The organism is Pseudomonas sp. MPB03 (genome assembly GCF_046605385.1).
GTDB lineage: Bacteria > Pseudomonadota > Gammaproteobacteria > Pseudomonadales > Pseudomonadaceae > Aquipseudomonas > Aquipseudomonas zanjanensis.
This window is the reverse complement of the sequence record NZ_CP176770.1, coordinates 1,751,408-1,768,998: the sequence shown is the minus strand read 5'-3', so window position 1 is coordinate 1,768,998 and position 17,591 is coordinate 1,751,408. Positions and strand designations below refer to the sequence as shown.

Genomic DNA, 17,591 nt, shown 5'->3' with positions numbered 1-17,591 from the left:
ACAAAAGCGGCTCTGGCCATGGTGATCGACAATCAGCTTAAAACCACCAACCGATTCGGCAGTTCATTGCGCTCCTGGGTCAGCGGCACGTGTTCCTTGAGCAATTCTCCGCAGGCCTCGATGCACGTCACGAAACCTTGCAAGGTCTGCCCCTGGCGAACCTGCTGGGTGAACGCTGCGACAATGGCGTCCCAGCAGGTGTTGTCCAGGTGCTTGGAGATGCCTTCATCGACGAGGATTTCCACATACCGCTCGGCCTCGCAGACGAAGATCAGCACGCCCGTGCTGCCCACGGTGTGGTGCAGGTTCTGTTCGAGGAATTGCCGGCGCGCCAGGTTGGAGGCCCGCCAGTGGCGCACGGAACGGGGAATCAGGTGCGTGGTGATCTTGGGGATGCGGAACACCAGGCACAACACGATGAAACTGACCCACTGCACCAGCAGCAGGCTGTGCACGGCCAGCCACCCGCTGAGGTAATGGACCACGCCGGGCACCACCAGGGCCAGCAGGCTGGCCCACAGCAGCGGGATATAGGCGTAGTCGTCGGCGCGAGCGGCCAGCACCGTGACCAGTTCGGCGTCGGTATGCCGCTCGACCCGGGCGATGGCCTCGGCGACCTTGCGTTGTTCGTGTTCAGTCAGTAATGCCATGGTTAAAAGTGCCTGCTCATTATTATTATCACCAGCCGCCCGACGAACCGCCGCCCCCAAAACTGCCACCGCCGCCGCTGAAGCCGCCCCCACCGCCCCCACCGCCTCCACCGCCGAAGCCTCCGCCACCGTAGCCGCCCGAGCCGCTGGAGCCACCGCGCCCGGTCGGCAGGATACCGAGCATCTGGCAGACCAATATCGTCAAAATAAACAGTATCACCAGGAAGATGAACAGCCCCGGGTGACGCTCGACAAAATCGCCCTGCTGCCCATCCGTATTGTAAGCAGTCGCCGGCTCGTCCAGCGGGTTGCCGCCCAGCACCACCAGCATCGCCGCGACGCCGTCGCTGATGCCTTTGTTGAAGTTGCCCGTCTTGAAGGCCGGCGTGATCACCTGATGGATGATCACCGAACTCTGGGCGTCGGTCAGGCGATCCTCCAGGCCATAACCCACTTCGATGCGCAGTTTACGGTCATCCCGGGCGACGATCAGCAGCGCGCCGTTGTTTTTATCCTTCTGCCCGATGCCCCAATGGCGCCCCAGTCGATAGCCGAAGTCCTCGATGCTGCTGCCCTGCAAGTCCGCCAGGGTCACGACGACCACCTGTTCGCCGGTCGCCTGTTCATGGGCCTTGAGCTGCATGTCCAGTTGCGCGCGCACCGAAGGGTCGAGCATCTGGGCGGCATCCACCACTCGCCCGGTCAGTTCCGGAAACTTCAATTCGGCCTGGGCCGTGAATGTAAAGACCCAGAGCAACAGCACCAGGCCGAATTTCAACACTCGCATTGGAACTCCTGTGTGGGAGCGAGCTTGCTCCCACACTGCTTCAGAACTTCACTTCAGGGGCTTTTTCAGCATTGGGGCTGGTGGCCTCGAAGGTTTCGCGGATCGGCAGGTCGCTGTACATCACGCTGTGCCACAGGCGCCCCGGGAACGTGCGGATCTCGGTGTTGTACTTCTGCACCGCCAGGATGAAGTCGCGGCGGGCCACGGCGATGCGGTTCTCGGTGCCTTCGAGCTGCGATTGCAACGCCAGGAAATTCTGGTTGGCCTTGAGGTCCGGATAACGCTCGACCACCACCATCAGCCGGCTCAATGCGCCGCTCAGTTGGTCCTGGGCCTGCTGGAACTGCTTGAGTTTTTCCGGGTTGTCCAAGGTGCTGGCGTCCACCTGGATCGACGTGGCCTTGGCCCGCGCCTCGATCACTGCGGTCAGGGTGTCCTGCTCGTGCCGGGCGTAGCCCTTGACGGTTTCCACCAGGTTGGGAATCAGGTCGGCGCGGCGCTGGTACTGGTTCTGCACCTGGCCCCAGGCAGCCTTGGCCTGTTCGTCCAGGGTCGGGATGTTGTTGATGCCGCAACCGGCCAACAACGTGGTGAGCAGCATCAGCGCCAGCATCGGCAGGCTGCGAAGGTGATTCAGTCGAGGATTCATCGGATATGGCGCTCCCTTGCATGACATAGGAAAACCCGGCCACCTATCCCGCCGACGTCTGGGGCATAATCTGCCGTCGCGCTGGATTGAAACGGGCCGATGGGCTAAAAGATGCGCAGTGCGAAACTAAGTTCAGCCCAATGGGTTCGAAAGTCTGCTGCATTTAATTGAACAACAATAGCCGCTCCTCACATTTCGGCTGACCGGCGTGTCCTGATCACCGCCCTTTAGGCTTGCGAGAAAATTATTCATGAAGAAGCTGTGTTTGCTGGGCCTGTTTGTCAGTCTGGCCAGTTACTCCGTATTAGCCGACAACCTGCCCGCCCCCATAGAGAACAAGGATGCGTTCATCAGTAACCTGATGAAGCAGATGACCCTCGAAGAGAAGATCGGCCAATTGCGCCTGATCAGCATCGGCCCGGAAATGCCCCGGGAGATGATTCGCAAGGAAATCGCCGCCGGCAATATCGGCGGTACGTTCAACTCCATCACCCGCGATGAGAACCGTCCGATGCAGGACGCGGCCATGCGCAGCCGGTTGAAGATCCCGATGTTCTTCGCCTATGACGTGATCCACGGCCACCGCACGATTTTCCCGATCCCCCTGGCCCTGGCTTCAAGCTGGGACATGGACGCCATCTACCACTCCGGCCGCATCGCAGCCAAGGAGGCGGCGGCCGACAGCATCGACATCACTTTCGCGCCCATGGTCGATATTTCCCGCGACCCGCGCTGGGGCCGGACTTCAGAAGGCTTCGGCGAAGACACTTATCTTGTGTCGCGCATTGCCGGGGTGATGGTCAAGGCGTTCCAGGGCAGCGGGGCCAACGCCGCCGACAGCATCATGGCCAGCGTCAAGCACTTCGCCCTGTATGGCGCCGTGGAAGGCGGTCGGGACTACAACACCGTGGACATGAGTCCGCTGAAAATGTACCAGGACTACCTGCCGCCCTACCGCGCCGCCATCGACGCCGGCGCCGGCGGTGTGATGGTCGCGCTGAACTCCATCAACGGCGTGCCGGCCACGGCCAACACCTGGCTGATGAACGACCTGTTGCGCAAGGAATGGGGCTTCAAGGGCCTGGCGGTCAGTGACCACGGCGCCATCTTCGAACTGATCAAGCACGGCGTCGCCAAGGACGGTCGCGAAGCGGCGAAGCTGGCGATCAAGGCCGGCATCGACATGAGCATGAACGACTCGCTCTACGGCAAGGAATTGCCAGGGCTGCTCAAAGCTGGCGAGATCGAGCAGAGCGACATCGATAATGCGGTGCGCGAAGTGCTCGCGGCCAAGTACGACATGGGCCTGTTCAAGGACCCGTACCTGCGCATCGGCAAGGCCGAGGATGACCCCGCCGACGTCTACGCCGACACCCGCATGCACCGCGCCGATGCCCGCGATGTGGCGCGCCGCAGCCTGGTCCTGCTGGAAAACCGCAACCAGACCCTGCCCCTGAAGAAAACCGCGAAGATCGCCCTGGTCGGTCCCTTGGCCAAGGCACCCATCGACATGATGGGCAGTTGGGCTGCCGCCGGGCGCCCGGCGCTGTCGGTCACCCTGTTCGACGGCATGGCCCGCGCGCTGGGCGGTGAGTCGAAGCTGATCTACGCCCGTGGCGCCAACATCACCGGCGACAAGAAGGTCCTCGACTACCTGAACTTCCTCAACTTCGACGCCCCGGAAGTGGTGGATGACCCGCGCCCGGCCCAAGTGCTGATCGACGAAGCGGTGAAGGCCGCGCAGTCCGCCGATGTGGTGGTGGCCGCCGTGGGTGAGTCCCGTGGCATGTCCCATGAATCGTCGAGCCGTACCGAACTGAACATCCCCGCCAGCCAACGCGAGCTGATCAAGGCCCTGAAGGCCACCGGCAAGCCCCTGGTGCTGGTGCTGATGAACGGCCGTCCGCTGTCGTTGCTGGAAGAAAAGCAGCAGGCCGATGCGATCCTGGAAACCTGGTTCAGCGGCACCGAAGGCGGCAACGCCATCGCGGACGTGCTGTTCGGCGACTACAACCCGTCTGGCAAGCTGCCGATCACCTTCCCACGCTCGGTAGGGCAGATTCCGACCTACTACAACCACCTGAGCATCGGCCGGCCGTTCACGCCGGGCAAGCCGGGCAACTACACCTCGCAGTATTTCGACGACACCACCGGCCCGCTCTACCCGTTCGGCTACGGCCTGAGCTACACCGAGTTCAGCCTGTCGGACATGGCGCTGTCGTCCACCACGCTGAACAAGACCGGCAAGCTCGATGCCAGCGTGACGCTGGAAAACACCGGCAAGCGTGACGGCGAGACCGTGGTGCAGCTGTACATCCAGGACGTGACCGGTTCGATCATCCGCCCTGTGAAGGAGCTGAAGAACTTCCGCAAGGTGATGCTCAAGGCCGGCGAGAAGAAAGTCATCCACTTCACCATCACCGAAGACGACCTGAAGTTCTTCAATGCCCAGCTCAAGTACGCCGCGGAGCCAGGCAAGTTCAACGTGCAGATCGGCCTGGATTCCCAGGATGTGAAACAGCAGAGTTTTGAGTTGCTCTGACCTCCAGAACAACTCAATCCTCCCTGTGGGAGCGAGCTTGCTCGCGATAGCGGAGTATCAGTCGATATCGATGTGACTGATCCAACGCCATCGCGAGCAAGCTCGCTCCCACAGTTGTATCTGGGTGTTCGGACTAGCCCCGCCGATCCAGCAGATTCACCACCAACCGATCCACCCACCCCCACAGGCGCTGCTTGAACCGCTTCCACAACGGTCGGCGCTGCCAGGCGTCGAGGCTGACTTGCAGGCTCTGGGCGAAATCCCGTTCGAAGCTGGCCGCCACGGCACTGCTGAGCTTGGAGTCCAAGGCTTCGAGGTTGGCTTCCAGGTTGAAACGCAGGTTCCAGTGATCGAAATTGCAGGAGCCGATGCTGACCCAATCATCCACCAGCACCATCTTCAAGTGCAGGAAACACGGCTGGTACTCGTAGATCTGCACACCCGCCCTGAGCAGTCGCGGATAGTAACGGTGCCCGGCGTAGCGCACGGACGGGTGATCGGTGCGTGGGCCGGTCAGTAGCAGGCGCACGTCGATGCCGCGGGCGGCGGCCTTGCGCAAGGAGCGGCGCACATTCCAGGTCGGCAGGAAGTACGGCGTTGCCATCCAGATGCGTTTCTGGCCGCTGTTCAATGCCCGGGACAGCGATTGCAGGATGTCGCGATGCTGACGGGCGTCGGCATACGCCACCCGGCCCATGCCCTCGCCCACCGGCGGCACGCGAGGCAGGCGCGGCAAGCCGAAGTTGGACGCCGGTTTCCAGGCACGCCGATGACGGTTGGCGAGCCACTGGCGATCGAACAGCAGTTGCCAGTCGAGCACCAGGGGGCCGACGATTTCCACCATCACTTCATGCCACTCACTGCGGTCGTCGAGGGGGTTCCAGAATTCATCGGTCACCCCGGTGCCGCCGACCACGGCCAGGCGTTGGTCCACCAACAACAGCTTGCGATGATCCCGATACAGATTGCGCACCCAGCGCCGCCAGCTCAGGCGGTTGTAGAAACGCAACTCCACCCCGGCCTCGGTCAGGCGCTTGCGCAGGGCCAGGGTAAACGCCAGGCTGCCGTAGTCATCGAACAGGCAGCGCACGCGAACGCCACGCTCGGCGGCCTGGACCAGTGCCTGGACCATTGCTTCGGCGCAGGCCCCCGCCTCCACCAGGTACAGTTCCAGCTCGACCTGTTCCCGGGCACGGGCGATTTCCACCAGCATGCGCGGAAAGAATTCCGGGCCGTCGACCAACAGCTCGAAGCGATTGCCTTCACGCCAGGGAAACACCGGGCCGCTCATGTCAGCGCGCCGTGAAAATCAGCACCGCATTCACCGGCACCGACAAGCTGATGGCCGATAACCCGGCCAGGTTGCGCAGCTTTTCCAGGCCCGGCGCCAAATCGAAATCCGCCGCGTTGAGCACCACCGGCTCCAAGGTCACCACTTGGAAGCGACGCTCATCCAGGCGCGTCGCGAGCAACTCAACGGGATATTCATGCTGCTTGCCATGCAGGTTCACCGTCAGCGGCAGGCGCAATTCCAGCTGTGCGCCGTTGGCCAGGTCCTGGATCGGCATCAGGTCGATCTTGGCGGTGACCGTGGCCTCGGCGAACTGCTTGATCTCGAACAGCTCGGCGCGCATGCGCTCGTCCCGCAGGGGGATACCGCTGTTGATGGATTCGAGTTCCACTTCCAGGCGCGCCAAGCCGTCGGGCTGGACTTGGCCGTGCAGCACCAGGAAACGCTGGACTTCGGAAATGTTGCCGTTTTTGCTGCTGATAAACGACAGCCGCGACGACTCGCCGTCCAGGTACCAGTCGGCCTGGGCCGGCAGCGCTGCGCAGGCCAGCAGCACGCTGGCGACCACGCGTGGGAAGAACCGCTTGAACATATGCACTCGGAGGGTAGATAAACCTGTGGCGAACCTTAACCGGGCCGAGGGCGCTTGCAAACTGTCTGTTTCAGAACATCCCTGCTGCGCACATAACCCTTGCTCCCACTGGGATCTGTAGGAGCTGGCGAAGCCTGCGATCTTTTGATCTTTCGCTTGAGATTCAAGTGCCCTTGGAAGGATCGCAGCCTCGCTGCACTCGTCAGCTCCTACACAGCTCCTACGGCCCAGCGGGAGCAAGCTCCCTCGCCACAAAAGCCATCATCGAATCAACTTTCAGGGTTCCAACCGACACCCCTGCCGCTCCCCCATCCACCGCGCACTGTTGCTGCGCCCCAACCCGCTGACGGTGACGCGCTTGGCTGCAACGGTCTCGAGAAAATCACTGGTGGGCACCGACTGCTTCACATAACCCCGGCAATACTCGGCCGGTTGCTCCATCACATAGCGACACGAGCAATATTGCTTGGCGGTGTAGGCGCTAATGATGTCGGGAAAGGCCCGCAACGCCACCCGCTCCAGCCACATCCAACTGAACAGGGCGATGAGCACCGCCGACAGCAGGGTCAGCAACACGTTGCGCCTCATGGCTGCACCGTCCCGGCGAACGCCGCCATGGCCCGCTTGAGCAGTTCGTTATGGCGATAGCGGCCGTCGCGGTCGTCGCCGTAGCGCACGATCACCAGTTTGGCGCTGGGAATGACGTACAGCGCCTGGCCCCAATGACCCAGGGCGGCAAAAGTGTCCGGCGGCGCGTCGGGCCAGGGGTGGATCGCCGGATCGGCGGCGCGATTGAGCCACCAGTGCCCGCCCGGCACGGCTTCATCCTGGCCGGCCTGGAAGTGCACGAACGGTTCACGGCTGAACGTGACCCAAGCCTTGGGAATCAGCTGCCGTTCGCCCCAGCGGCCGTCCCGCTGCATCAACAAGCCGACACGTGCCAGGTCCCGCGCCGTCAGGTAGGCGTAGGATGACCCCACGAACGTGCCGCTGGCGTCGGTTTCCCAGGTGGCATTGTGGATGCCCAGGGGTTCGAACAGGGCCGTCCAAGGGTAATCGGGATAACGTGCCGGGCCGACGATACTTTTCAGGGCCGCCGCCAACAGGTTGCTGTCACCACTGGAATAACGGAACGCCTGCCCCGGCGGACTGAAGCGTTCATGCTGCGCGGTAAACGCCGCCATGTCATGACGCCCGCGGGTGTAGAGCATCGCCACCACCGATGACTTCAGCGGCGCGTATTCGTAGTCTTCCTGCCAGTCCAGGCCGGACGCCCAATGGAAAAGATTGGCCAGGGTCAGGCCCGGATGTCGGTTCAGCGGCGGGTAGTACTTGGCGGCCGGATCGTCCAGGGCAAAGCGCTGTTCACCGTAGGCCACGCCAAACACCGCCGCCAACAGGCTTTTGCTGATGGACCAGGTCAGGTGCGGGGTCTGGGCGGTGGTTGATCCGGCGTAGCGTTCATAGACCAGCCGACCGTCCTGGATCACCAGCAGCGCATCGGTGCGGATGCCCTCGCGGCTCTCATCGTCCCGGGGCGGGAAGGCGTATTGCGCCAAGGCTTCGATGGCCGGCCCGCTCGGCGTCGGGCCGCTTGGCCATTGCTCGCCGGGCCAGTCTTCGGCGTGGACGCTCAGGTTGAGCAACAACAGCGGGATCAGGAACCAGCCTTTGGACATGCTTGGGGCTCGCAGGGTTGAACCTTCAGAGCCTATTCAGACTTGATGACAGTTTCGAGTGTTGTGCAGTCCCCTGTGGGAGCGAGCTTGCTCGCGATAGCAGAGTGTCAGCTAAGCATATGGCGACTGACAGACAGCTATCGCGAGCAAGCTCGCTCCCACAGGTGGTTAGTGGTTTGAAGGGCTATCCCAACGCCTTGGCCAACCGCTTGGCCCGCGCCCCCGCCGCAATGTCCATCACGCCTTTATCCCGTGTCCACAGCTCGCGCCACGTCGCAGGTCCGCCGGCCAGGGCAGCGTTGAGTTCACCGTCGAGCCCATGGAACTGGGCGAACAACCCGCCCAGCAGCACATGCCCGGCAGCATTCGAAGGGTTATGCCGGCTCACCTCCGCACAGCCGGCGAGCAACGCCAGCAGGCGCAGTTGCAACGCCTGGGGCCAGGCGCACTCCTGCCCGACGCCATGCAACCAGGCCGTCATCGCGCTGAGCACATAAAGGTCTTCCAGGGTGCGGAACGGTTTGACGTAGGCGTCCCAACCGTCGCCCGCCAGTAACTCGCACAACGCGCCGTCGAGCAGCACGCGGCCATGGCTGATGTCGGGCATCAGGCTTATGGCGGGCAGTTTCTCCAAGGTCACGCCGGGCTCGCCCGCGTAGGCCACCGCCAGGTTCAGCCGTGGCGTTTCACCGGGCGCTTCGCAGCGGGCAGCAATCAACAGCCATTCGGCGGCGTCGCCAGCGGTGACGAAATCCTTGCGTCCGCTCAGGCGCAAATCGTCGAGACGGGTGTGCATGTCCGCCGGCCGCACGCTGCGCTGCTCAGTGGCACACAGGGCGCCGAGGCTCTGCGGCGCGCTGGGCCAAAGCACTCGCAGTGCCGCCTGGTAGCCCACCAGGAACGCCAGCCCCGGCGTGGCCATCGACCGAGCCCCAAGCACGGCCAGCTCGAACGGCGTCACCGGCCCCAGGCGTTGCAGCAACGCGGCATAACCTTCGGCCAGGTCCGGATGGGCGGGCAAGCGCTCGCCGTGTTCGATCAGGGTTTGCCAGGGCATTGGGCGGACTCCTTGAGGGCTGTCATATAAGCATCACCAAAGCTTCATGGCGATGACACCGGGGCTACATAGCCTGACTTTGCACAACATGGCTGCATAAAGAAAGTCGACAGGCTGCAACTGAACAGCCCGCACGGAGATTCGCTATGACTCAGATCGCCCGCATCAGCGACACCGGCAATGAACGCCGCCTGCAAGCCGAACGCCTGGTCGGCGCCCACGCCTTGCAAGAAGCCCAGGCCCTGCGCTTCAACGTCTTCAGTGGCGAGTTCAACGCCAAGCTCAAAGGCGCGGAAATGGGTCTGGACATGGATGACTATGATGTTCACTGCGCCCACATCGGCGTACGCGACCTGAACACCGGCCGCCTCGTGGCGACCACCCGCCTGCTCGACCACCAGGCCGCCAGCAGCCTGGGCCGGTTCTACAGCGAAGAAGAATTCAGCCTCCACGGCCTGGTCCACCTCAAGGGCCCGATCCTGGAAATCGGCCGTACCTGCGTCGACCCGGCCTACCGCAACGGTGGCACCATCGCGGTGCTCTGGGGCGAGCTGGCCGAAGTCCTGAACGAAGGCGGCTACAGCTACCTGATGGGCTGCGCGAGCATTCCGATGCAGGATGGCGGCATCCAGGCCCAGGCGATCATGCAGCGCCTGCGCGAACGCTACCTGTGCACCGAACACCTGCAAGCCGTGCCGAAAAAACCACTGCCGACCCTGGACGTGCCGTCCAACGTCATTGCCGAGATGCCACCGCTGCTCAAGGCCTACATGCGCCTGGGCGCGAAGATCTGCGGCGAGCCGTGCTGGGACGAGGATTTCCAGGTGGCCGATGTGTTCATCCTGCTCAAGCGCGACGAGCTCTGCCCGCGCTACGCCCGTCACTTCAAGGCAGCGGTGTGATGAGTCGGTTGCGGGTGTACGCGCGTATCGCGCGAGTCTTGCTGGTGGTGACGCTGGGGCTGAGCATGGCCAGCGTGTTCGGTTTGTTCGAACGCCTGGGGATCGCCAACTCCATGGTGCGTCGCCAGCGCTGGTCGCGGTTCTTCATGGCCCGGCTGAGCCATGCCCTGCCCTTTGCCGTCACCGTCCATGGTCAACTGCCGCAACGACCGATGCTCTGGGTCAGCAACCATGTGTCCTGGACCGACATCCCGCTGCTGGGCATGCTCACGCCGCTGTCGTTCCTGTCCAAGGCCGAAGTGCGCACCTGGCCGGTCGCCGGCTGGCTGGCCGCCAAGGCCGGCAGCCTGTTTATCCGTCGCGGCTCGGGTGACAGCCAGCTGATCCGCAAACAGATGAGCCGCCACTTGGAACAGGCCCATCCGTTGTTGATGTTCCCGGAAGGCACCACCACCGACGGCCGTTCCCTGCGCACCTTCCACGGTCGCTTGTTGTCGGCGGCGATCGATGCCGATGTTGCCTTGCAACCGGTGGCGATTCGTTATCTGCGCAACGGCGAGCCGGATTCCTTGGCGCCGTTCATTGGCGATGATGATTTGCTGTCGCACCTGATGCGCCTGTTCGCCAATGATCGGGGCGAGGTGCACATCCACCTGCTGGAACCGATTGCCTGCCATGGCCAGGAACGCGCGGCCCTGGCCTTCCAGGCGCAGCAGGCGGTGCACAAGGCGTTGTTCGGCGCGATTCCCGAGAAACAGCAAGTGCCGGTGCGACCTGCGGCAATTGCGGCCTGACCCGATCTCTGCGGAGCATCCCCTGTGGGATGCGAGCTTGCTCGCGATAGCGGCTTAACATTCAGCCGATGTGCTGGCTGGTACACCGCTATCGCGAGCAAGCTCGCTCCCACATTAGTTTTGTGGCGTCGTCTGGTTCAACGCAAAATCCTGAAGCTGCGGATAGAACAACCGAAAGTCTTCGCTCAACGGCTCATAGAGCCTGATCAACTCCGGCATCGCCCCGGCCAGTTCCTCGGGACGGGACAGGCGGCGAGAAATACCGCGCAGTACTTGCCCCAACACCTCGAATTCCTGATAAGACCCCAGCCAGTCATCCGCCGCCATGTGCGGGGCGATGTGCGCCAGGCGTCCTGGCAACTGCGGTTCGGTGCCGAGCACCTGGTAAACCCGGGACGTGAAATCCAGCAGCGGCTCCTCGCCGTACAACGGCCAGTCCCGGGCCAGGCAATGATCGAAAAACACGTCGAGCACGATCCCGGCATAGCGCCGTCGCACCGTGGAAAAGCGCGACAGGGCGATGTCCACCAGCGGATGACGGTCGGTATACATGTCGATGCGCCGATGCAGGGCAATCGCCGCCTCGATCCGCGGGTCGTAGAGCCCTTGCAGCGGTCCCTTGACGAAGTCGCCGTAGAGGCTGCCGAGCAGTTGTTCCCGGCCAGGGCCGCCGAGGTGCAGGTGCGCGAGATAGTTCATGGCCCGCAGCTTAGCACTCCCGCGCCCATATCGTTATAACCCGATATAGCGATTTGTTCGGCGCTCAGATCAAATCCATATTGGTATATCGCAAAGTAACGATTTAAGGTTCGCTCCATCGCGATATAGCGTTTTACTCACCCCGAGCCTGCCACCATGACCCTCGACCTCGACGAAATAATAAAAGCCCTGGCGCACCCAGTACGGCGAGACATCCTCAACTGGCTCAAAGACCCCAAGGTCCAGTTCCCTGACCAGTTGCACAACCATGAGTTCGGCATTTGCGCCGGGCAGATCGACCAGCGTTGCGGCCTGTCGCAATCCACGGTGTCTGCGCACTTGGCGGTGTTGCAACGGGCGGGGCTGATCACCAGCCAGAAGGTCGGTCAATGGCACTTCTTCAAACGCAACGAGGACGTGATCCAGCAGTTCCTCAAGCAAATGAGCCAAGAGCTCTGACCTGACAAGGACCCATCATGCCCCTTTCACTCCTGATCCTGGCCCTGAGCGCCTTCGCCATCGGCACCACCGAGTTTGTCATCATGGGCCTGTTGCCCGACGTGGCGGCCGACCTGGGCGTGTCGATTCCCGGCGCCGGCTGGCTGGTGACCGGCTACGCCCTGGGCGTGGCCATCGGTGCGCCGTTCATGGCCCTGGCCACCGCCCGGCTGCCGCGCAAGGCCGCCCTGGTGGCGTTGATGGGGATTTTCATCGTCGGCAACCTGCTCTGCGCCATCGCCAGCGACTACAACGTGCTGATGTTCGCCCGGGTCGTCACGGCCCTGTGCCACGGTGCGTTCTTCGGTATCGGCTCGGTGGTGGCCGCCGGCCTGGTGGCGCCCAACAAGCGCGCCTCGGCCGTGGCCTTGATGTTTACCGGCCTGACCCTGGCCAATGTGCTCGGCGTGCCGCTGGGCACCGCACTGGGCCAGGAAGCCGGCTGGCGTTCGACCTTCTGGGCAGTGACGGTTATCGGCGTGGTGGCACTGATCGGCCTGGTCCGCTTCCTGCCGGCCAAGCGCGATGAAGAAAAACTCGACATGCGCTCGGAGCTGGTGGCGCTCAAAGGCGCCGGTCTGTGGCTGTCCCTGAGCATGACCGCGCTGTTCTCCGCCTCGGTGTTCACCCTCTTCACCTACGTCGCTCCGCTGTTGGGTGAAGTGACCGGCGTATCGCCCCGTGGCGTGACCTGGACCCTGGTGCTGATCGGCCTCGGGTTGACCCTGGGCAACATCATCGGCGGCAAGCTGGCGGACAAGAGCCTGGCAAACACCTTGATGGGCGTCTTCATCACCATGGCCGTGGTGTCCACCGTGCTGAGCTGGACCAGCGTGGCGCTGATCCCCACTGAAATCACCCTGTTCCTCTGGGCCACCGCCTGCTTCGCCGCCGTGCCGGCCCTGCAAGTCAACGTGGTGGCGTTCGGCAAGGACGCGCCCAACCTGGTCTCCACCCTGAACATCGGCGCCTTCAACGTCGGCAATGCCCTGGGCGCCTGGGTCGGCGGCAGCGTCATCGACCAAGGCCTGGGCCTGACTGCCGTACCCCTGGCCGCCGGCGCGCTGGCCGTGCTGGCGCTGCTGGTCACCCTGATCACTTTCCGCCAGGGCGGCAATGCCGACCTGGCCACGGCAACTCGTTGACTGTTAACCCTTCCACTTTCGAGGTTGTATTTTCATGGCGACTATTTTCGACCCCATCAAACTCGGCGACATCGAGCTGAAGAACCGCATCATCATGGCCCCGCTCACCCGTTGCCGCGCCGATGCAGGCCGCGTGCCTAATGCGCTGATGGCCGAGTACTACGTGCAACGCGCCTCCGCTGGCCTGATCCTCAGCGAAGCGACCTCCGTCACGCCGATGGGCGTGGGCTACCCGGACACCCCGGGCATCTGGTCCAACGACCAGGTACGCGGCTGGTCCAACGTCACCAAGGCGATCCACGGCGCTGGCGGCAAGATCTTCCTGCAACTGTGGCACGTCGGCCGGATCTCCCATCCGTCGTACCTGAACGGCGAAACCCCGGTGGCACCCAGCGCGATCCAGCCCAAGGGCCACGTCAGCCTGGTCCGTCCACTGGCCGACTACCCAACGCCGCGCGCACTGGAAACCGCTGAAATCGCCGACATCGTCGACGCCTACCGCGTCGGTGCCGAGAATGCCAAGGCCGCGGGTTTCGATGGCGTGGAGATCCACGGCGCCAACGGCTATCTGCTCGACCAGTTCCTGCAAAGCAGCACCAACCAGCGCACCGACAACTACGGCGGCTCCCTGGAAAACCGTGCCCGCCTGCTGCTGGAAGTGACCGACGCCGCCATCGAAGTCTGGGGCGCCGGCCGGGTTGGCGTGCACCTGGCGCCACGCGCCGACTCCCATGACATGGGTGACGAGAACCGCCTGGAAACCTTCAGCTACGTGGCTCGCGAACTGGGCAAGCGTGGCATCGCCTTCATCTGCTCCCGTGAGAAGGAGGGCGAAGACAGCATCGGCCCACAACTCAAGCAGGCTTTCGGCGGCCCGTACATCGCCAACGAACGCTTTACCAAAGAGAGCGCCAATGCCTGGCTGGCAGAAGGCAAGGCTGACGCCGTGGCCTTCGGCGTGCCGTTCATTGCCAACCCGGACCTGCCGGCACGCCTGCAAGCCGATGCGCCGCTGAACGAAGCGCATCCGGAGACCTTCTATGGCAAAGGGCCGGTGGGTTATATCGATTATCCAGTGATGTAAATCGTAAAAAACAAAAGCCCTGCCTCGAAAGAGCCAGGGCTTTTTTATGTGCGCTAAATATCCCGCCAAACATCCAAACTTCTAAAGTCCCTTCAACCCGTCTTATTATCGCCAACCACAAGACAAAGCGTCTTGCAATCACTCTCTTTGAAAAGGATTTCAAATGAACGCCACCCCTGAAAACAGCCCACAGGCTGACAAAAGTATTTATGAAGTCTTCGCCGCTCAATTCAACTGGGCACCGTTGGCCGTGTTGTCCCAGTACCTCAGATCGCTCGATACGCAAGAGTACAAGCCGATGCTCACGGCGCTGATGGAGAAAGCGAGCCAGAATGACAAGATCAATAAGCAGATCCAGGCCTGGGAACAGGAACGCGTCGACCCGAACCGCACTCGTCTCGTCGTTAAGTTGATCAATCATACCGACCTGGACTTTGAAGTCAGTGAACACAATCTGCATTCGAATGCGGACAGGCAGAACTTTTCAGCGATTCTTCCTTGGGATATCCAAGCGTTGAAATTCGATCTTGCTTATAGCCGACGCCTGGGCAGTCGCAGTAAGGACATGTTCAAACACTTCATTGTGTTCGGCGATGAAGAATTTGGCTTTCGGTTTGACTTCGGTTTGCGCGTCAATACGTCCTTCGGTGTCATTTCACCAACGCTGACACCCGTCCGGATCCACCAAGTAACCTCCATTGGAATGAGCCCGATCCAATGCACGACTCGAATCACTCGCACAGCCAATGAAGAACCTTATGGTTTTACCGTGGAACTCACGGTGAGCTGAAAAATGCAGCCTTGCCGGTAATGCTGTTCACTTAAGGCTTATCTGTGGCGAGGGAGCTTGCTCCCGCTTGAGTGCGAAGCGCTCACAAAATGGGGCCGCTACGCAGCCCAGCGGGAGCAAGCTCCCTCGCCACTGGTTCATCATTTGTCTTAAGGGAACAGAATTACCGTCTCGCCAAGGCAATCTGGCGGAGTATCTACTGACCTGTTCGGACAGCCTTGCCGAGCGAATTATTCCTACACGTTTACCAGCGCGAAACAAATTTCCTACAAAATTCGCCGCCAATTGCCTACCAACCGCGCCAACGTCGGTTTATAAAAGCACCCTTACGCGCTGTATTGACACAAACCGACGCAATTACGCATTTTGTTTCATTTGCGCAGGCTGGGGCTCAGGTGCAGCATGTCCAGCCCGATCTCCACCCAACGCTCGGCCTCACCCGCCAGGGCGAAGCTGTCGGGGGCCAGCAGCCACTGGTACAGAATGCCATCGATGTAGGCATGAATGGCGACTGCCGCCCTTTCCGGGTCCAGATCATCCGGTAACTGGCCGCGTTTCATCGCATTGCGCAACGACAGGGCGATGCGCACATTGCAGTCGAGGCTGACCTCGCGTCGCTGCTGGCGCAAATCGCACATTTCATCGGTGAATTCACACTTATGGAACAGGATCTCATTAATGCGTCGGGTTTTCGGGTCCAGGGCCACTTGCTGGAACAACCGGACCAGCAGCTTGCGAATACAGCCCAGCGGGTCAAGCTCCTCTTCACTCTCACTGGCACGGGCCAACTCGTCGAGCGGCTCGTGCAGGGTATCGAGCATCGCCTGGAGCAAATCCGCCTTGTTGCTGAAATGCCAATAGATAGCCCCGCGCGTCACCCCGGCCAGTGTCGCGATGTCCGCCAGGGTTGTACGCGCCACGCCACGCTCGAAAAAGGCCTTTTCGGCGGCTTCGAGGATCTGGCTGCGAGTCTCCTGGGCTTCCTCTTTGGTACGACGGACCATGGCAGTAAACACCTCAATCAGGATGCGGTCAGCAATGCGTAAGAATCAGCTGAACAAATATGAGGCGACGTCCCTTGGAGCGCGTCGCCGATCTACGCTGGCCTTTGTCAGGCTTTTGTAAATCCGGATATTACGCAATTTGGCTGTTTACAAACAACCGTGTACGTAAGTATATTTCTTAGCATCCTACTAATTGAATTACTGCTGCTTTTTTACCTTTCCACCTTTCGAGTGCGCCCCGTTGCGCGCCTGGACCCGAGGATTTCCATGCAATTCAAGCCAGCTGTTACTGCTCTGGTTACCGCCATCGCCCTGGCATCGCTGCTCAGCGGATGCAAAAAGGAAGAGGCTGCACCTGCTGCTCCCCCTCCTCAGGTCGGCGTCGTAACCCTCAAGACCCAGCCCTTCACCTTGACCTCGGAACTGCCGGGCCGCACCAGCGCGTTCCGCGTCGCGGAAGTACGGCCACAGGTCAACGGGATCATTCTCAAGCGCTTGTTCAAGGAAGGCGCCGACGTCAAGGCCGGCCAGCAGCTGTATCAGATCGATCCGGCTGTCTATGAAGCGACTCTCAAGAGCGCCGAGGCCAACCTGCGTTCCACCAAGTCGATTGCCGACCGCTACAAGCAATTGGTGGACGAACAGGCGGTGAGCCGCCAGGAATACGACACCGCCGTGGCCAATCGCCTGGAGTCGGAAGCCAACCTGCAGACTGCCCAGATCAACGTGCGCTACACCAAGGTCTATGCGCCGATTTCCGGTCGCATCGGTCGTTCCTCGGTGACCGAGGGTGCGCTGGTCAGTAACGGCCAGACCGATGCCCTGGCGACCATCCAGCAACTGGACCCGATCTATGTTGATGTGACGCAGAGCTCGGTCGAGCTGCTGCAACTGCGCCGCGAGCTGGAAAGCGGTCGTCTGCAAAAGGCCGGCGAGAACGCCGCCATGGTCAAGCTGACCCTGGAAGACGGCAGCCAGTATCCGCACGAAGGCAAGTTGGAGTTCTCCGAAGTCTCGGTTGACCAGACCACTGGTTCGGTGACCTTGCGCGCCGTGTTCCCCAACCCTGACCACACCCTGCTACCGGGCATGTTCGTCCACGCCCAATTGCAGGCGGGTGTGAACAGCGCGGCGATCCTGGCACCGCAGCAAGGCGTGACCCGCGACCTCAAGGGCATGCCGACCGCCATGGTCGTGGGCGCCGATAACAAAGTCGAACTGCGCCAGCTCAAGGCCAGCCGCACCGTCGGCAGCCAGTGGCTGATCGAAGACGGGCTCAAGGCCGGCGATCGCCTGATCACCGAAGGGTTGCAGTACGTACGGCCGGGGGTGGAAGTCAAAGCCACCGAAGCCACCAACGTCAACACCCAGAACCCGGCCCCCGCTCAGGCAGCTGATAAAGCAGCCGAAGGCAAAGGGGAGTAAACC

The 17,591-nt window shown here is 62.0% G+C and carries 18 protein-coding genes; 8 read left to right on the top strand and 10 right to left on the bottom strand.

The features are described from left to right. Positions 1-32: 32 nt before the first annotated feature. The 3 genes from ACLH0I_RS07790 to ACLH0I_RS07780 are packed head-to-tail and all read right to left on the bottom strand — an operon-like array spanning position 33 to position 2,086. Complete coding sequence (locus ACLH0I_RS07790) at positions 33-650, bottom strand: TPM domain-containing protein (RefSeq protein WP_186704508.1); 618 nt, start codon at positions 648-650, stop codon at positions 33-35. Between the two features lie 28 nt (positions 651-678). Beyond that, positions 679-1,437, bottom strand: coding sequence for a TPM domain-containing protein (locus ACLH0I_RS07785; RefSeq protein WP_411386721.1), 759 nt, complete (start codon positions 1,435-1,437; stop codon positions 679-681). Positions 1,438-1,477: 40 nt separating this feature from the next. Further along, the gene (locus tag ACLH0I_RS07780; protein WP_250965508.1) at positions 1,478-2,086 is read right to left on the bottom strand and encodes a LemA family protein; all 609 of its coding nucleotides are present in this window, start codon (positions 2,084-2,086) and stop codon (positions 1,478-1,480) included. Positions 2,087-2,336: 250 nt separating this feature from the next. Between ACLH0I_RS07780 and bglX the strand changes: the two genes are divergently transcribed. Then, positions 2,337-4,628, top strand: coding sequence for a beta-glucosidase BglX (gene bglX, locus ACLH0I_RS07775; protein WP_411386720.1), 2,292 nt, complete (start codon positions 2,337-2,339; stop codon positions 4,626-4,628). 133 nt (positions 4,629-4,761) lie between these two features. Here the strand turns inward: bglX and ACLH0I_RS07770 are convergent, their stop codons facing one another. The 5 genes from ACLH0I_RS07770 to ACLH0I_RS07750 form a co-directional block, all read right to left on the bottom strand. Further along, a complete protein-coding gene (locus tag ACLH0I_RS07770) occupies positions 4,762-5,919 on the bottom strand; it encodes a phospholipase D-like domain-containing protein (protein WP_186704504.1) in 1,158 nt (385 codons plus the stop codon). 1 nt (position 5,920) lies between these two features. Continuing rightward, positions 5,921-6,511, bottom strand: a complete 591-nt coding sequence (locus tag ACLH0I_RS07765) for a YceI family protein (RefSeq protein ID WP_250965511.1) — start codon at positions 6,509-6,511, stop codon at positions 5,921-5,923. 276 nt (positions 6,512-6,787) lie between these two features. After that, positions 6,788-7,099 carry an amidase gene (locus ACLH0I_RS07760; protein ID WP_411386719.1) on the bottom strand — a complete coding sequence of 104 codons (312 nt, stop codon included), beginning with the start codon at positions 7,097-7,099 and terminating at the stop codon, positions 6,788-6,790. Continuing rightward, a complete protein-coding gene (locus tag ACLH0I_RS07755) occupies positions 7,096-8,190 on the bottom strand; it encodes a serine hydrolase domain-containing protein (protein WP_411386718.1) in 1,095 nt (364 codons plus the stop codon). The genes ACLH0I_RS07760 and ACLH0I_RS07755 overlap by 4 nt, the downstream gene beginning before the upstream one ends. A gap of 184 nt (positions 8,191-8,374) precedes the next feature. Beyond that, positions 8,375-9,247, bottom strand: a complete 873-nt coding sequence (locus ACLH0I_RS07750; protein ID WP_250965514.1) for an acyl-CoA dehydrogenase family protein — start codon at positions 9,245-9,247, stop codon at positions 8,375-8,377. 146 nt (positions 9,248-9,393) lie between these two features. On the opposite strand from ACLH0I_RS07750, the gene olsB reads away from it, so the two are divergent. Both olsB and ACLH0I_RS07740 read left to right on the top strand, forming a co-directional pair. Next, positions 9,394-10,149 carry an L-ornithine N(alpha)-acyltransferase gene (gene olsB, locus ACLH0I_RS07745; protein ID WP_411386717.1) on the top strand — a complete coding sequence of 252 codons (756 nt, stop codon included), beginning with the start codon at positions 9,394-9,396 and terminating at the stop codon, positions 10,147-10,149. Next, complete coding sequence (locus ACLH0I_RS07740; protein WP_186704499.1) at positions 10,149-10,943, top strand: lysophospholipid acyltransferase family protein; 795 nt, start codon at positions 10,149-10,151, stop codon at positions 10,941-10,943. Before olsB ends, ACLH0I_RS07740 begins: the two co-directional genes overlap by 1 nt. A 114-nt stretch (positions 10,944-11,057) precedes the next feature. On the opposite strand, the gene ACLH0I_RS07735 is transcribed toward ACLH0I_RS07740, so the two are convergent. Then, positions 11,058-11,642: an ACP phosphodiesterase gene (locus ACLH0I_RS07735; protein WP_250965516.1), complete on the bottom strand. Its 585-nt coding sequence runs from the start codon at positions 11,640-11,642 to the stop codon at positions 11,058-11,060. Between the two features lie 156 nt (positions 11,643-11,798). Between ACLH0I_RS07735 and ACLH0I_RS07730 the strand changes: the two genes are divergently transcribed. The 4 genes from ACLH0I_RS07730 (at position 11,799) to ACLH0I_RS07715 (ending at position 15,159) form a co-directional block, all read left to right on the top strand. Next, entirely contained in the window at positions 11,799-12,101 is a 303-nt protein-coding gene (locus tag ACLH0I_RS07730) for an ArsR/SmtB family transcription factor (RefSeq protein ID WP_053182660.1), read from the top strand. 17 nt (positions 12,102-12,118) lie between these two features. Then, positions 12,119-13,285, top strand: coding sequence for an MFS transporter (locus tag ACLH0I_RS07725; RefSeq protein ID WP_411386716.1), 1,167 nt, complete (start codon positions 12,119-12,121; stop codon positions 13,283-13,285). A gap of 34 nt (positions 13,286-13,319) precedes the next feature. Next, complete coding sequence (locus ACLH0I_RS07720) at positions 13,320-14,369, top strand: alkene reductase (RefSeq protein WP_411386715.1); 1,050 nt, start codon at positions 13,320-13,322, stop codon at positions 14,367-14,369. Between the two features lie 163 nt (positions 14,370-14,532). Next, positions 14,533-15,159 carry a hypothetical protein gene (locus tag ACLH0I_RS07715; protein ID WP_250965519.1) on the top strand — a complete coding sequence of 209 codons (627 nt, stop codon included), beginning with the start codon at positions 14,533-14,535 and terminating at the stop codon, positions 15,157-15,159. Positions 15,160-15,530: 371 nt separating this feature from the next. Here the strand turns inward: ACLH0I_RS07715 and ACLH0I_RS07710 are convergent, their stop codons facing one another. Beyond that, entirely contained in the window at positions 15,531-16,163 is a 633-nt protein-coding gene (locus ACLH0I_RS07710; protein ID WP_186704494.1) for a TetR family transcriptional regulator, read from the bottom strand. A gap of 267 nt (positions 16,164-16,430) precedes the next feature. On the opposite strand from ACLH0I_RS07710, the gene ACLH0I_RS07705 reads away from it, so the two are divergent. Further along, positions 16,431-17,588 carry an efflux RND transporter periplasmic adaptor subunit gene (locus ACLH0I_RS07705; protein WP_207967129.1) on the top strand — a complete coding sequence of 386 codons (1,158 nt, stop codon included), beginning with the start codon at positions 16,431-16,433 and terminating at the stop codon, positions 17,586-17,588. Positions 17,589-17,591: the final 3 nt, after the last annotated feature.